General features: G+C 66.5%; 13 protein-coding genes. 12 read left to right on the top strand and 1 reads right to left on the bottom strand.

Features of this window, described 5'->3' with window-relative positions:
- The first annotated feature begins 24 nt into the window (after positions 1-24).
- Positions 25-381, top strand: a complete 357-nt coding sequence (locus tag ASE63_RS05170) for an AbrB family transcriptional regulator (protein ID WP_244491279.1) — start codon at positions 25-27, stop codon at positions 379-381.
- Positions 378-773 carry a type II toxin-antitoxin system death-on-curing family toxin gene (locus ASE63_RS05165; RefSeq protein ID WP_056797525.1) on the top strand — a complete coding sequence of 132 codons (396 nt, stop codon included), beginning with the start codon at positions 378-380 and terminating at the stop codon, positions 771-773. Before ASE63_RS05170 ends, ASE63_RS05165 begins: the two co-directional genes overlap by 4 nt.
- A 7-nt stretch (positions 774-780) precedes the next feature.
- On the opposite strand, the gene ASE63_RS05160 is transcribed toward ASE63_RS05165, so the two are convergent.
- The gene (locus ASE63_RS05160) at positions 781-1977 is read right to left on the bottom strand and encodes an aminotransferase class V-fold PLP-dependent enzyme (RefSeq protein ID WP_056797522.1); all 1197 of its coding nucleotides are present in this window, start codon (positions 1975-1977) and stop codon (positions 781-783) included.
- Positions 1978-2145: 168 nt separating this feature from the next.
- Between ASE63_RS05160 and ASE63_RS05155 the strand changes: the two genes are divergently transcribed.
- The 10 genes from ASE63_RS05155 to ASE63_RS05110 all read left to right on the top strand — a co-directional run bounded on the left by ASE63_RS05155 (position 2146) and on the right by ASE63_RS05110 (position 14514).
- Positions 2146-2865: a GntR family transcriptional regulator gene (locus ASE63_RS05155; protein WP_082609685.1), complete on the top strand. Its 720-nt coding sequence runs from the start codon at positions 2146-2148 to the stop codon at positions 2863-2865.
- Between the two features lie 160 nt (positions 2866-3025).
- Positions 3026-4009, top strand: a complete 984-nt coding sequence (locus ASE63_RS05150; protein ID WP_056797519.1) for a tripartite tricarboxylate transporter substrate binding protein — start codon at positions 3026-3028, stop codon at positions 4007-4009.
- Between the two features lie 155 nt (positions 4010-4164).
- Complete coding sequence (locus ASE63_RS05145; RefSeq protein ID WP_056797516.1) at positions 4165-4668, top strand: tripartite tricarboxylate transporter TctB family protein; 504 nt, start codon at positions 4165-4167, stop codon at positions 4666-4668.
- 11 nt (positions 4669-4679) lie between these two features.
- A complete protein-coding gene (locus ASE63_RS05140) occupies positions 4680-6203 on the top strand; it encodes a tripartite tricarboxylate transporter permease (protein WP_056797513.1) in 1524 nt (507 codons plus the stop codon).
- A 127-nt stretch (positions 6204-6330) separates the two neighbouring features.
- On the top strand, positions 6331-9261 hold the full coding sequence (locus ASE63_RS05135) for an FAD-binding and (Fe-S)-binding domain-containing protein (RefSeq protein WP_082609671.1): 2931 nt from the start codon (positions 6331-6333) through the stop codon (positions 9259-9261).
- 35 nt (positions 9262-9296) lie between these two features.
- Complete coding sequence (locus ASE63_RS05130) at positions 9297-10481, top strand: CoA transferase (RefSeq protein WP_056797507.1); 1185 nt, start codon at positions 9297-9299, stop codon at positions 10479-10481.
- A 407-nt stretch (positions 10482-10888) separates the two neighbouring features.
- On the top strand, positions 10889-11803 hold the full coding sequence (locus tag ASE63_RS05125; protein WP_056797504.1) for an NAD(P)-dependent oxidoreductase: 915 nt from the start codon (positions 10889-10891) through the stop codon (positions 11801-11803).
- A complete protein-coding gene (locus ASE63_RS05120) occupies positions 11800-12735 on the top strand; it encodes an amidohydrolase family protein (RefSeq protein WP_056797501.1) in 936 nt (311 codons plus the stop codon). Before ASE63_RS05125 ends, ASE63_RS05120 begins: the two co-directional genes overlap by 4 nt.
- 50 nt (positions 12736-12785) lie before the next feature.
- Positions 12786-13784: a TRAP transporter substrate-binding protein gene (locus ASE63_RS05115; protein ID WP_056797499.1), complete on the top strand. Its 999-nt coding sequence runs from the start codon at positions 12786-12788 to the stop codon at positions 13782-13784.
- A gap of 124 nt (positions 13785-13908) precedes the next feature.
- Positions 13909-14514, top strand: coding sequence for a TRAP transporter small permease subunit (locus ASE63_RS05110; protein WP_056797495.1), 606 nt, complete (start codon positions 13909-13911; stop codon positions 14512-14514).
- Positions 14515-14526 lie beyond the last annotated feature (12 nt).

Here is a 14526-nt window from a genome sequence, read left to right as displayed (position 1 = left end):
ATCCCTCGGGCGTAGGGATTAGGCGTGGATCAGCTGGACGTTGCAAGACAACAGGGCATCAAGTTGGGCAATCGCGACCTCTTGTGTTATACGAAACGTATTACGGAGGTCGCCATGAACGAAAACGTTCAGCCATCATCTGGCGAGGTTGCTAGCGATGTCGTCCAGCTTCGCAAGATCGGCAACTCACTCGGAATCATCCTGACGAAGGATATCCTCGCGCGTTTCCGGTTGTCGGAAGGGGATCGCTTCACGGTGGTCCATCAGCCGGGAGGCGAGGTCAAGCTCGTTCCCTATGACGACGTTCACGCTCGGGGGATGGAGATCGCGCGCAGATCGTTCAAGAAGTATGCAGCGACCTATCGCGAACTCGCGAAGTGAGCGAGCCGGTCTGGATCAATGTCCCGCTCGCGACCGATATCCATTCAGAGCAGCTCGCCTTGTTCGGTGGTCCAGCCGGATTACGGGATCGGGCCTTGCTTGAATCGGCCTTGGCGCGGGCACCTAACAAATATGTCTATGGCGAGACGGACCTTGCTGCGCTGGCAGCAGCCTATGCCTTCGGCCTCGCGCGGAACCATCCCTTCATTGATGGCAACAAGCGCGCTGCCTTCGGCTGCATGATCGTTTTTCTCGGCCTCAACGATATCGATTTCGATGTCGAACCGGCGATGGCCGCCGCCGCGATCCTCGCCCTTGCGGCGGGCGAGGTCGACGAGGACGGGCTGACGCGCTGGATCCGCGACAACTGGCCGAAGGGCGCGGCGAGCTGAGTGAAGATCAGGCCACTGCCTTCGGCGCATTGGCCTCGGTCTGGCCTTCGAGCATCGCCATCGCAGCCTGCACGCCGCCGCTGCGATGCGGGACGCCGGCCGCGGCCAGCCCCATCTCGACGCCGGAGAGGGCGCCGAGCAGCGCGAGCTCGTTGCACTCGCCGAGATGGCCGATGCGGAAGACCTTGCCGGCGACCTTGCCGAGGCCGGAGCCCAGCGAGATGTTGTATTTCTCCAGCGTGATCTTGCGGAAACGGTCGGCATCGTGGCTCGGCGGCATCAGCACGCCGGTCAGCACGGGCGAATGCTCGGCCGGGTTCTGGCAGAGCACTTCCAGCCCCCAGGTCTCGACCGCGACGCGGCAGGCGGCGGCGAGGCGCTTGTGCCGGGCGAAGACGTTGTCGAGGCCTTCCTCCTGCAGCATGGCGAGCGCTTCCTTCAGCCCGTAGAGCAGGTTGGTCGCGGGCGTGTAGGGGAAGAAGCCGGTGGCGTTGATCTTCACCATCTCCTGCCAGTCCCAGTAGGAGCGCGGCAGCTTGTTGGTTTTCGAGGCAGCCAGCGCCTTTTCCGAGATCGCATTGAAACTCAGCCCCGGCGGCAGCATCAGCCCCTTCTGCGAGCCCGAGACCGTGACGTCGACCTGCCACTCGTCATGCCGGTAGTCCACAGAGGCGAGCGAGGAGATGGTGTCGACCATGAAGAGGGCCGGGTGGCCGGCTGCGTCGATTGCCTTGCGGATCTCGGCGATGCGGCTGGTCGAGCCCGTCGAGGTCTCGTTGTGGACGACCATCACGGCGGTGATCTTACGGGCCTTGTCCTCGGACAGCCTGGCCTCGATCGCGGCCGGATCGGCGCCGCGGCGCCAGTCGCCGGGGATGAACTCGACCTCGATGCCAAAGCGGGTGGCGATCTGTTTCCACAGCGTGGCGAAATGGCCGGTCTCGGCCATCAGCACCGTGTCGCCGGGCGAGAGCGTGTTGACGATGGCCGCTTCCCAGGCGCCAGTGCCTGAAGCGGGGTAGATCACCACCGGCTGCTTCGTCTTGAAGACGGCCTTGCTGCCGTCCAGAACCTGCTTTCCGAGCACCGCGAACTCGGCGCTGCGATGGTCGATGATCGGCATCGCGATGGCGCGCAGGATGCGGTCCGGGATCGGGCTGGGCCCCGGAATGTGCAGGAAATGCCGTCCCTGTTGCGCGCTCATGGTGCTTCCTCCTTCGACGCTCGGGCACGCCTGCAACGCTGCACGCCCGCTTGTTCGGCATAAATTGCATTCATTTTTGTCTTTGGCAATCTACCGATCGCGCTCAATTTGACGCGGGAAGGTCTCGACAGCGGTATCCGGCTGGACTAGCGATACGGGGCAATGAGCATGGTTCTGGACACGCAAAACGGCAGCGACGTGACGGCGGAGCCCGCCGGGGTCATCCCCGCCGAGGCTGCGCGCGCGCCAGCGACTTTGCATGACGAGCTGCTGGCGGCGCTGCGCGACTACATCGTCGAGGGCAATCTCGATGATGGCGCGCGCATTCCCGAGCGACTCCTTTGCGACCGCTTCGGCATTTCGCGAACGCCGTTGCGCGAGGCGCTGAAGGTGCTCGCGGCCGAGGGGCTGATCGAGCTGCTGCCCAATCGTGGTGCCCGCGTCCGTGCGCTCAGTGCTGATGATCTGCGCGAGCTCTTCGACGTGATGGGTGGGCTCGAGGCGCTGGCGGGGCGACTGGCCTGCGAGCGCGTCAGCGATGCGGATGTCGCTGAGATCGAACGGGTGCATCACGACATGTACCGCTTCTATCTGCGGCGCGAGATGCACGACTATTTCCGCTGCAACCAGGATATCCACCGCATGATCGTCGAGGCGGCGGGCAATGCGGTGCTGAGCGCGACCTATGCGAGTTTCGCCGGGCGGATCAGGCGGGTGCGCTATTCGGCCAACCTCGCCACCGATCGCGACCGCTGGGGCGAGGCGATGCGCGAGCATGAGGCGATCCTCGATGCCCTGCGTCGCCGGGCCGGCAGCGAGCTGAGCGACCTGCTGTTCCAGCATCTGCGCAACAAGCGCAAGGCGGCTCAGGCCGAGGCCAAGGGCTGAAAGATCCCTGTCGCCTTCGGCATTGCATCAAGCAGTGCGTTTCGAGGCGCAAGAAGATAGGCATTTCGCTTCGATGCGTTTTTCGGATTGAATGCAAAATTAATTGCTTCTAGGTTCCTCCTCAGACGCCGTCAGAGCGCGACCTTGGGAGGAGACCACCATGACGAAGCATTGGCTTGCCGCATCCGCAATTTTTCTCGTCGGCGCCACGCCGGTTTTTGCCTGGGAGCCGACAAAGGCGATCGAGATCGTGGTCCCGTTCTCGGCGGGCGGCGCCTCGGACCAGATGGCGCGCACGATCCAGGGCGTGATCCAGAAGCACAACCTGACCTCGCAGCCGATCATCGTCGTCAACAAGCCGGCGGCCGGCGGCGCGGAGGGGATGCTCGAGATCCAGAAGTCGCCGGGCGACCCGCATAAGCTGATCACGACGTCGAGCGGCATCTTCATGACGCCGATGGCGACGAAGCTGCCGCTGAACTGGACCGACTACACGCCGGTCGCGATGATGGCGCAGGATAGCTTCGTGCTCTGGGTCAATGCCAAGGCGCCCTACCAGAATGCCGGCGACCTGATGGCCGCGGCCAAGAAGGCCTCGCCGCCGATGAAGGTCGGGGGCACCTCGTCGAAGCGCGAGGACAACCTGATCGTCTTCGCGATGGAGAAGGCCGGCGGCACCAAGCTCGCCTATATCCCGCACAACAGCGGCGGCCAGGCCTCGACCCAGCTTTCGGGCGGCCATGTCGAGGCCACGACCAACAACCCGGCCGAGGACGTCGCCAACTGGCGCGGCGGCGCGACCAAGCCGCTCTGCGTCTTCGCCGAGAAGCCGATGACCTACACGGAAAAGGTCGCCGACGGGAAATCCTGGGCCGACATCCCGACCTGCACGTCGCAGGGGCTGGACGTCACCTACACCATGCTGCGCGGCATGTTCATGCCCGGCAAGGTCACCAAGGAGCAGCAGGCCTTCTATGTGAACATGTTCAAGAAAGTGTCCGAGACACCGGAATGGAAGGACTATCTCGCCCGCAGCGCGCTGATGCCTGACTATCGCGACGGCGAGGCCTTCGTGACCTTCCTCAAGGAGGACGAGGCCAAGCACGCCAGGCTGATGAGCGAAGCCGGCTTCATGGCCAAGTGAGGTTGCTGGCCAAGTGAGACCGCGGTTCTGAGGCACGGGGTCATCCCGGCCGGAACGAGGCGGAGAGCCGGGATCCATTCCGGAACGGCTCAGGCATGGATCCCGGATCGGCGCCGCTGCGCGGCTCGTCCGGGATGACGACGCGGGGACGATGAATGACGCACTCCTCCGAAACAGAGCCGACGCCGCGCGGTCTGTCGCGCCGCCCCGTCGAGCGTGCTGTCGCGGCGATCCTGATCGGCCTCGCCTTCGTCGTGCTCTATGATTCCTACGGGCGCGGCGCCGGCTGGGACAACGGCCCGGAGAACGGCTTCTTCCCGGCCCGGGTCGGCTGGCTGTTCCTCGCCGCTTCGCTCTTCATCCTGGTGCAGTCCTTCCGCTCGCCGCCGGAAGGTATTTTCGTCACCTATGAGCAGCTCGGGCAGGTTGCGCGGGTGCTCGGGCCGCTCATCCTGTTCGTCGCGCTGATCCAGCCGCTCGGGATTTATGTCGCCTCGACGATCTTCATCGTGGTCTTCATGAGCATCGTCGCGACCTCCCGCTGGTACGCGATCGGGCTGACCGCCGTGCTCGTGCCGCTCATCTGCTTTTGGGTGTTCGAGCTCCAGTTCCGCGTGCCGCTGCCCAAAGGCCCGCTCGAAGCCGCGCTCGGCTACTGAGGTTTCAGACGATGGATGATTTCGCCTCGTTGATGGCCGGCTTCCAGGTCGCCCTGTCCTGGCACAACATAGGTTTCATGGCGATCGGCGTGGTGCTCGGCATCATCGTCGGCGTGCTGCCCGGGCTCGGGGGGCCGAACGGCGTCGCGATCCTGCTGCCGCTGACCTTCGGCATGGATCCGACCTCGGCGATCATCCTGCTGTCGTCGATCTACTGGGGCGCTCTGTTCGGCGGCGCGATCACCTCGATCCTGTTCAACATCCCCGGCGAGGCCTGGTCGGTCGCGACGACCTTCGACGGCTACCCGATGGCGGTGCAGGGCAGGGCGGCCGAGGCGCTGACCGCGGCCTTCACCGCCTCCTTCATCGGCGCGATCTCGGGCGTCATCCTGATCACCTTCGTCGCGCCGTTGGTGGCACAGTTCGCGCTGCGCTTCGGCCCGGCCGAGTTCTTCGCGGTCTTCCTCCTGACCTTCTGCTCCTTCATCGGCATGGGGCGGGACAATCGCTCGAAGATCCTGGCCTCGCTCTGCATCGGCTTCCTGCTTGCGGCGGTCGGCCTCGACTCGATCTCGGGCGACCTGCGCATGACCTTCGGCTCGATGGAGTTGATGCGCGGCTTCGACTTCCTGATCGTGGTGATCGGCCTGTTTGGTGTCAGCGAGATCCTGCTGACGGTCGAGGAAGGCCTCGTCTTCAAGGGCAAGAAGGCGAAGATCGACCTCAAGGTCGTGCTGCGGACCTGGGCCGGGCTGCCGCGCTACTGGGCGACGCTGCTGCGCTCGTCCGTTGTGGGCATGTGGATGGGCGTGACGCCGGGCGGCGCGATCGCGGCCTCATTCATGGGCTACGGCCTCGCCAAGCGCTTCTCGAAGCAGGGCAAGAATTTCGGCAAGGGCGAGATCGAGGGCGTGCTGGCGCCGGAGACCGCGGCCCATGCGGCCGGCACGGCGGCGCTCCTGCCGATGCTGGCGCTCGGCATTCCCGGCTCGGCCACCGCAGCGGTGCTGCTCGGCGGCCTCCTGGTCTGGGGGCTGCAGCCCGGCCCCCTGCTCTTCGTCGAGCAGAAGGACTTCGTCTGGGGGCTGATCGCCTCGATGTATCTCGGCAACGTCGCGGGCCTGGTGATCGTGCTCGCCACAGTGCCGCTGTTCGCCGCGATCATGCGGGTGCCGTTCTCCTATGTCGCGCCGGTGATCCTGATCATCTGCGCGATCGGCGCCTACACCATCTCGAACTCGATCTTCGACATCTGGCTGATGCTGCTGTTCGGGGTCGTCGGCTACGTCTTCAAGAAGCTCGACTACCCGCTGGCGCCGCTGGTCCTGGCACTCGTGCTGGGGGACCGTGCGGAGGACGCGTTCAGGCAGGCGCTGCTCGGCTCGGCCGGTTCGCTCAACGTGTTCTGGGCCAACGGGCTCGTCGCCACGCTGGTCGTGCTCGCCATGCTGCTGCTGCTCTGGGGGCCGATCTCGGACATGATCGGTGCGGCCGGCCGGCGCGGGCGGCCGATTGAAGCCAAGGCGGCCGAGTAGGATGAATCCGTCATTGCGAGAAGCGTAGCGACGAAGCAATCCAGGGGCTGCGGCGCTCTGCGTCTCTCTGGATTGCTTCGCTACGCTCGCAATGACGTGCGCCCATCGCCAAAGGCGAGACAACAGAATGACCCAGGCTGCTCTCGGAAAATCTCACGCTCGCAATCTCGGGCTCGAACGCCGCCTCGAAAAGGCTCTGGAAGGGGAGGTCCGTTTCGACGCCTTCACGCGCGGGCGCTACGCGACCGACGCCTCGATCTACCAGATCATCCCGCAGGGCGTGGTGTTTCCGAAGTCGGAGGCCGACATCGCCGCGGCGCTGACGATCGCGGCCGAGCATGGCGTGCCGGTGATCGCGCGCGGCGGCGGCACCTCGCAGAACGGCCAGCCGATCGGCGACGCGCTGATCCTCGACATGACCCGGCATTTCAACGCGATCCGCGCCTATGACCCGGCGGCGCGGACGGTCTCGGTAGCGCCCGGGATGGTGCTCGAGGCGCTGAACGCGCATGTGAAGAAAGACGGGCTGTTCTTCCCGGTCGAGCCCTCGACCGCCAGCCGCTGCACGCTCGGCGGCATGGCCGGTAACAACTCGTCGGGCGCGCGCTCGCTGCGCTACGGCAAGATGGTCGACAACGTGCTCGCCATGAAGGCGATGTTCCATGACGGCGAGGCCTTCGCGCTGGGCGAGGGGCCGGTCGGCGACAATGCCTCGGCCCGGGCGCGGGACCTGATGACGCGGATGCTGGCGCTGGCGGACGGGCATCGCGCCGAGATCGAGGCGATCTTCCCGAAGGTGCAGCGCCGCGTCGGTGGCTACAATCTCGACGAGCTTTTGCCGCTGCGGCCGAACCTCTCGCATCTGCTGGTCGGCTCGGAAGGCACGCTCGCGATCACCACCGAGGCGACGCTGAAGCTCTCGACCCTGCCGCAGCACCGCGTGATGGGCGTCTGTCATTTCCCCAGCTTCCGCGCGGCGATGGAGACGACGCAGCATATCGTGGCGCTGGGGCCGGTCGCCGTCGAGCTCGTCGACAACAATGTGCTGGTGCTCGGCGCCGACATCCCGCTCTTCGTGCGCACGCTCGCCGACATCACCAGGGGCACGCCGAACTGCCTGCTGCTGGTCGAGTTCGCCGGCGACGATCTCGATGCGCTGAGGCGCGACCTCAAGCGGCTCGACCAGTGCATGGCCGATCACGGCTTTGCCGACGCCGTGGTGGAGGTGGTCGAGCCCGCCCGGCAAAAGCCGGTCTGGGAAGTGCGCGAGGCCTGCCTCAACATCATGATGTCGATGAAGGGCGACGGGAAGCCGGTCTCCTTCATCGAGGATTGCGCCGTCCCGCTGGAGCATCTCGCCGATTACACCGACGCGGTGACGGCGCTGTTCGAGCGGCATGGCACGCGCGGCACCTGGTACGCGCATGCCTCCGTCGGCTGCCTGCATGTCCGCCCGATCCTGAACATGAAGGACGAGGCCGGGGTGAGGGCGATGCGCGGCATCGCCGAGGAGGCCTGCGAGCTGGTGCGCCGCTTCAAGGGCTCGTTCTCGGGCGAGCATGGCGACGGCATCTCGCGCTCGGAATTCGTCGAGCCGATGTTCGGCGGGAAGCTGACGCGCGCCTTCGAGCAGGTCAAGGACGGCTTCGACCCCGAGAACCGGCTCAATCCCGGCAAGATCGTGCGGCCGCTCGCCATGGATGACCGCAGCCTGATGCGCTTCGCACCCGGCTACGCCACGCCGGTTCCGGCCGAGACGGCGCTCGACTGGTCGGACTGGGGTGGCCTCGGCGGCGCGGTCGAGATGTGCAACAACAACGGCACCTGCCGGAAGATGTCCGGTGGCACCATGTGCCCGTCCTACCGCGTCACCAGCGACGAGACACATGTCACGCGTGGGCGGGCCAATACGCTGCGGCTCGCGATCTCGGGCCAGCTCGGCCCCGATGCCCTCACCTCCGAGGACATGAAGGAGACGCTCGACCTCTGCGTCTCCTGCAAGGGCTGCAAGCGCGACTGCCCGACCGGCGTCGACATGGCCAGGATGAAGATCGAGTTCCTGAGCCATTACCATGCCAAGCACGGGCTGCCGCTGAAAGAACGGCTGATCGCCTATCTGCCGCGCTACGCGCCCTGGGCGGCGAGGCTCTCGGCCCTGATGAACCTGCGCGACCGGATTCCGCTGCTGGCGAAGCTGAGTGAGCGCTGGCTCGGCTTCAGCGCGCGGCGTTCGCTGCCGGTCTGGCGCAAGCCCTGGCAGCAAGGCGGGAAGGCCGCGACGGTCGCGGAGGTGAAGGGCGACGGGCGCGATCTCGTGCTCTTCGGCGACAGCTTCAACCGCTATTTCGAGCGCGAGAACCTGGAGGCGGCCCAGCGTGTTCTGGCGGCGGGCGGCTACCGCCTGCACAAGGTCGAGCCTCAGGATGGCGGCCGGCCGCTCTGCTGCGGACGCACCTTTCTCGCGGCCGGTCTGGTGGACGAGGCGCGCAAGGAGGCGCGGCGCACGCTCGATGCGCTCTCGCCCTTCGTCGCCAAGGGCGCGCGCATCGTCGGGCTGGAGCCTTCCTGCCTGCTGACCTTCCGTGACGAGTTCTCCGCGATCCTGCCCAAGGCCGAGGTCGCGCCGGTGGCGAGCGCCGCCTTCCTGATCGAGGAATTGCTGGCGGCCGATCTCAAGGCCGGGAAGACGAGCCTGCCGCTGAGGGACCAGGGCGGGCGCGTGGCCCATCTCCACGGCCATTGCCACCAGAAGGCTTTTGCCGCCATGGGGCCGGTCGAGGCGACTCTGCGGGCGGTGCCCGGCCTGGAGGTGAAGCCGATCGAATCGAGCTGTTGCGGAATGTCCGGTGCCTTCGGCTATGGTGCGAAGACGATCGACGTCTCGATCGCCATGGCGGAACTCTCCCTGCTGCCTGCCGTTCGCACGGCCGGCGCGGGCGATTTGATCGTTGCCGACGGCACGAGTTGCCGCCATCAGATATATGATGGTGCCGCGCGCGAGGCGCTGCATGTCGCGCGCGTGCTGGACATGGCACTGGATCACCGCGCTGGCCCCTGATTGCGGCCGGCGGCAATTTGGAAGGATAGCTTCAGATGGCGCAGCCGCTCGCGGGCCTCAGGGTACTCGACATTTCGCAGGTCATGGCCGGACCGTTCTGCTGCATGTTGCTGGCCGATATGGGCGCCGACGTGATCAAGATCGAGCCGCCGGGAACGGGTGATTCGACCCGCCAGTCGATGGGATTCCGCCTCAAGGGCGTGGACAGCCCGGGTTTCCTAGCCCTCAATCGCAACAAGCGCAGCATCGCGCTCGACCTCAAGACCGAGGCCGACCGGGAGGTGCTGTATGCGCTGGTGAAGACCGCCGACATCCTGGTCGAAAATGCCCGCCCCGGCGTCGCCGGCCGCCTCGGCATGGATTACGAGACGCTGCGCAAGATCAATCCGCGGCTGATCTATGCCAGCATCTCCGGCTTCGGCCAGACCGGGCCCTGGTCGCAGCGCCCAGGCTTCGACCTGATGGCACAAGCGGTCTCCGGCGTGATGAGCGCCAATGGCCTGCCCGGCATGGAGCCGTCCAAGAACTCGATTCCCGTGGCGGATCTCGGGGCCGGCATGTTTACCGCCTATGCGGTGCTCAGCGCCGTGATCGGGCGCCAGAGCTCGGGCCAGGGCCAGTATGTCGATGCGTCGCTGTTCGAGGCGGCGATGGCGCTGTCGGTCTGGGAGACGACGGAGCTCTGGGGCACTGGCAAGATTCCGGCGCCGATCGGCTCGGCCAACCGGATGTCGGCGCCCTATCAGGCGGTGGCCGCCTCGGATGGCTGGTTCGTGATCGGTGCGGCGAATCAGGGGCTCTGGACGAAGCTGCTCAAGGCGATCGGCCGCGAGGACCTGCAGCAGGACGAGCGCTTCTCGACCAATGCGGCGCGCATCGCCAATCGTCTCGCGCTGATCGAGGCGATGGCGCCGACCTTCATCACCCGCACCCGAAAGGAATGGGTCGAGGTCCTGCTGGAAGCCGGCGTGCCGGCCACCGAAATCCTCGACTATGCCGAGGCGGTGGTCAGCGAGCAGGCCGTGGCGCGCGAGATGGTCAAGATGGTGCCGCACCCGGCCGAGGGCGAATTCAAGGCGCTCGGTTTCCCGGTGAAGCTCAGCGAGACGCCGCAGCAGATCCGGATGCCCCCGCCGCTGCTGGACGAGCATGGCGAGGAACTGCGCCGGGAACTGGCCGAGAAGGGGTTGCTGGGCGCCGGGCGCCACGCGGCTGAATAACGGCAGCTGAGAGCCAGCCCGGCAAGCTGCGGAGCAGTGCTGATCCGGGCTCCACCGTCATCCCCGGAGCCCTCCGATGGGGCCCGGGGCCCGAGGCGATGTGGTGTTCCGGAAACGCTCAATGCTTCTCGGAAGATCTTCGAGACACTCCTTCCTGCATCCTCAGGATGACGGCTCAGGAATCCGGGCGGTCTCCGTGTGTCCGGAGAAACGGATTGTACAAAGTTTCCGTTCGGTAGGGTTTGACGGAACTCTGCGGTGCAGCATACGGTATACAGAATAAAGACGATCGGTAACCCGAGAGGCAGACCGGCAGCGATCAGGGAGAGAGATGCTATGACCTGTCTGCAGGGACGAGGAATGCTGGCCTGCGCCGGCCCGGCGCATGCCGATCCGGGAGCGACGGCATGAGCGCCGCCGCCCGCCCGCGCATCGGTTTCCTCGGCATTGGCATCATGGGCGAAGCCATGGTGCGGCGCCTGCTCGATCTCGGCTATCCCGTGACGGTCTGGAATCTGGAGCCCGAGCGGCTCGATACGGTGGTGCCGCATGGCGCGGTCGCAGCCGAATCGCCGGCTGCCGTAGCCGCGGCGAGCGACGTCGTCATGCTCTGCGTCCTGCATATGCAGGCGGTGGAGCGCTGCATCCTTGCCGAGGACGGCGTTTCGGCTGCAGGCGCCGGGCCTTCGCTGGTGATCGATTTCTCGACGGCCGATCCAGAGGGCACGCGCCAGGTCGCGGCGAAGCTGAAGGCGCTGACCGGTGCGGGCTGGGTCGACGCGCCGGTCTCGGGCGGGCCACAGCTCGCGCGCAATGGCGGCATGACCGTGTTGGCCGGTGGTTCCGAGGCCGATTTCGACAGGGCGAAGCCGATCATCGAGCAGATGGCCGGCAACCTCACGCTGATGGGGCCGGTCGGCGCCGGACAGACCACGAAGATCATCAACCAGGCGATCGTCGGTACCGGCTATGTCGTGATGGCGGAGGCGCTGATGCTGGCCGAGGCCGCCGGCATCGATGCTGCCCGCCTGCCGCAATGCCTCGCCGGCGGCCATGCCGATTCCAGCCTGCTGCAGCGGCTCTATCCGCAGATGCAGCAGCGCGCCTTCGAGCCGCCCGCGAGCTATGCGCGGCAGCTGCTGAAGGACCTCAAGGCCGTCAAGGAGTTCGCCGAGGGGCTTGGGCTCGACCTGCGCGTGATCGGGCAGGGCGTGCAGCGCTACAAGGACTATGTCGGGCTCGGCCACGAGATGACGGATTCCGCCGCGGTGGTGAAGCTCTACGAGCATGACGCGGCCGAACGCGCCAAGGCCAAGGCATGAAGGCTCAGGACGAGGAGCAGGCTGTGACCGCCCTGCCGCCGCGGCCGAAGCGCGTCATCGACGCGCATCACCATGTCTGGGATCTGGCGAACGACCTGCCCTGGCTGAAGGGCGAGCGCATCCCGTTCCGCTACGGCGACTATTCGGCGATGTGCCGCAACTACATGCCCGCCGACTACCGGAAGGACACGGCCGGCTGGCCGGTCACCGGATCGGTCTATGTCGAGGCCGAGTGGAATCGTGATCTTGCTGCGCAGGAGAGCCGTTGGGTCGCCGGCGTGGCGGCCGAGACGGGTGTGCCGAGTGCGGTGGTGGCCTGGTGCGATTTCGCACAGCCCGAGGTCGGCGCGCTCCTGGCCTCGCATGCCGCGTTGCCGATCGTGCGCGGCGTGCGGCACAAGCCGACGGCCGCCGCCTCGCAGGCTGATGCGAAGCGCGGCGCGGCCGGCTCGATGGACGATCCCGCCTGGCGCAAGGGCTATGCCCTGATGGCCCGGCACGGGCTCTCCTATGACCTGCAGACGCCGTGGTGGCATCTCGATGCGGCGGCGGAACTGGCGCGGGATTTCCCGGCGACGCAGATCATCGTCAATCACACGGCGCTGCCGTCCGACCGCAGCCCGGAGGCGCTCGCCGCCTGGCGCAGCGCGCTCGAAGTCGCGGCCGCCCAGCCGAACATCGCGCTCAAGATCTCCGGCATCGGGCGGCCCGGCCTGCCCTGGACGGTCGAGGCGAATGCGCCGGTGATCCGCGACGCGATCGCGATCTTCGGCAGCGAGCGGGCGATGTTCGCCAGCAATTTCCCCGTCGATGGGCTGGTCGGCGATTTCGACACGATCTTCTCAGGGTTTCTCGCCGCCACGGCGGAGCACACGGAGGCCGAGCGCGACAGGCTTTTCCACGACAACGCGGTGCGCATCTACCGGCTGTGACGCACCAGGCAACGACAGAATAAGCCGGATCAGAAAACGAGGAGGAACGCATGAACAAGAGGCAGACCCTGAAGACTTTCGCCGCGGCGCTCGCGCTCTCGCTCGGGCTGGCGGCTCCGGTCGCGGCCCAGGTGACGATCCGCTATGCCCATGTCGGTTCGGAAGGCGACATCCAGTACTGGTACGCCGAGGAGTTCGCCAAGCGGGTCGAGAAGGGCACGGAAGGCCGCGTCAAGGTGCAGGTCTTCCCGAACTCGCAGCTCGGCGGCGCGTCGGAGACCGTGGACGGCGTCCGCAGCGGCGCGATCCCGCTGGCTCATCACGAATTCGCGTCGCTGTCGCGGCTGATGCCGGACATCGCCGCCTTCGCCGCCCCCTTCGTCTATCGCGACGGCACCCATGCCATGGCCGCGACCGACCCGGCTTCGTCCGAGATCATGAAGGAGATGTCGGACAAGCTGGTCAAGCAGGCCAATATCCGCATCATCGGCCGGCTCTACCGCGGCGCGCGCCAGATGACCGCGAAGATGGCGGTGTATTCGCCGGCCGACCTCAAGGACAAGCGCTTCCGCGGCGTGCCGCTGCAGCTCTGGACGACGATGATCAAGGGCATGGGCGCGGTGCCGACGCCGGTCGAGGTCGGCGAGCTGCCGACCGCGCTGATGACCGGCATGGTGATCGGCCAGGAAAACCCGCTGACCATGATCAACGCGAACAAGCTCTATGAGGTGCAGACCCATGTGATGTTGACCGGGCACATGCAGAACGTGCTGCCGGTCTTCATCAACGAGAGGACCTGGCAGTCGATCCCGGAGAAGGACCGCGCCATCGTCGCCGCGGTCGCGGCCGAGGTCGGCGAGGAGACGCTGAAGCTCGGCCTCGAGGCCGAGGTCCAGCTGATCGACGAGCTCAAGAAGAAGGGCATGACCTTCGTCACCGAGAAGGAGGGGCTCAAGGTCGACGAGTTCCGCAAGTCGGTCGGCGCGCAGGTCACTGCCGACTTCCCGACCTGGGCTCCGATCACGGCGCGCATTGCCGCCGTGAAGTGAAATCGAGGGCCGGGGCGCCGAGCCCCGGCCCTCCCGGATCGCGCCGCACGCCCCACGGGCGCGCGGCGTCGGTCCAGCCGGTGCTCCAGCCGCCCCCATCCTTTCGCCCGCCTGCGAGGCACTCGTGCAAACCTCCGATATCGTCTTCGACGCTCCGGCCCATATCGCCGCAGCGGACAGCCGCAGCTATGCGATCGACCGGGCCATAGAACCGCTGCGCTGGGTATTCCGTTGGGGCAGCCTGGCGATGCTGGTCGCCATGGTGACGCTGCCCTTCATCCAGGTGGTCTCGCGCGAGATCTTCGCCACGCCGATCATCGGCGTCGAGGAACTGGCGCGATTCATGCTGATTTGCTCGGTCTTCCTGGCGCTGCCCTATGTCGTCTCGGCCGGCGCCAATATCCGGATGGAGGAGATCGTCGGGCTTTTCCCGGCCGGCGTCGTGCGGGTCGCCAAGATCGCCGGGGCCATCACGGCGACGGCCACTTTCGCGGCGATCGCGATCGCGGCCTTCGTCGCCATCGGCGGCAATCTCGACAATTCGACGCCGACCCTCGGCATTCCCTACTGGATCTTCCTCGGCGCCGCCTTCGTCAGCTTCGCGATGAGCGCGCTCGAATGTGCGATCCAGACCGTCAAGATCATCCAGGGGCGGCCGCTCTACGTCACCTTCCCGCAGGAGCACGAGCCCGAAGAAGAGCTCGACCTGCCCGACGACATGAAGCACTGAGAGCACCGGCCG

The organism is Allobosea sp. Root381 (assembly GCF_001429395.1).
GTDB lineage: Bacteria > Pseudomonadota > Alphaproteobacteria > Rhizobiales > Beijerinckiaceae > Allobosea.
Note: the sequence above shows the minus strand (reverse complement) of the source record. Positions and strands in the feature narration are given on the sequence as shown.

What these genes read in the sequence shown, in the direction of transcription:
- ASE63_RS05160 (WP_056797522.1), bottom strand. Translation starts at nt 1,977, where the DNA reads ATGAGCGCGCAACAGGGACGGCATTTCCTGCACATTCCGGGGCCCAGC.
- ASE63_RS05155 (WP_082609685.1), top strand. Translation starts at nt 2,146, where the DNA reads ATGGTTCTGGACACGCAAAACGGCAGCGACGTGACGGCGGAGCCCGCC.
- ASE63_RS05150 (WP_056797519.1), top strand. Translation starts at nt 3,026, where the DNA reads ATGACGAAGCATTGGCTTGCCGCATCCGCAATTTTTCTCGTCGGCGCC.
- ASE63_RS05145 (WP_056797516.1), top strand. Translation starts at nt 4,165, where the DNA reads ATGACGCACTCCTCCGAAACAGAGCCGACGCCGCGCGGTCTGTCGCGC.
- ASE63_RS05140 (WP_056797513.1), top strand. Translation starts at nt 4,680, where the DNA reads ATGGATGATTTCGCCTCGTTGATGGCCGGCTTCCAGGTCGCCCTGTCC.
- ASE63_RS05135 (WP_082609671.1), top strand. Translation starts at nt 6,331, where the DNA reads ATGACCCAGGCTGCTCTCGGAAAATCTCACGCTCGCAATCTCGGGCTC.
- ASE63_RS05130 (WP_056797507.1), top strand. Translation starts at nt 9,297, where the DNA reads ATGGCGCAGCCGCTCGCGGGCCTCAGGGTACTCGACATTTCGCAGGTC.
- ASE63_RS05125 (WP_056797504.1), top strand. Translation starts at nt 10,889, where the DNA reads ATGAGCGCCGCCGCCCGCCCGCGCATCGGTTTCCTCGGCATTGGCATC.
- ASE63_RS05120 (WP_056797501.1), top strand. Translation starts at nt 11,800, where the DNA reads ATGAAGGCTCAGGACGAGGAGCAGGCTGTGACCGCCCTGCCGCCGCGG.
- ASE63_RS05115 (WP_056797499.1), top strand. Translation starts at nt 12,786, where the DNA reads ATGAACAAGAGGCAGACCCTGAAGACTTTCGCCGCGGCGCTCGCGCTC.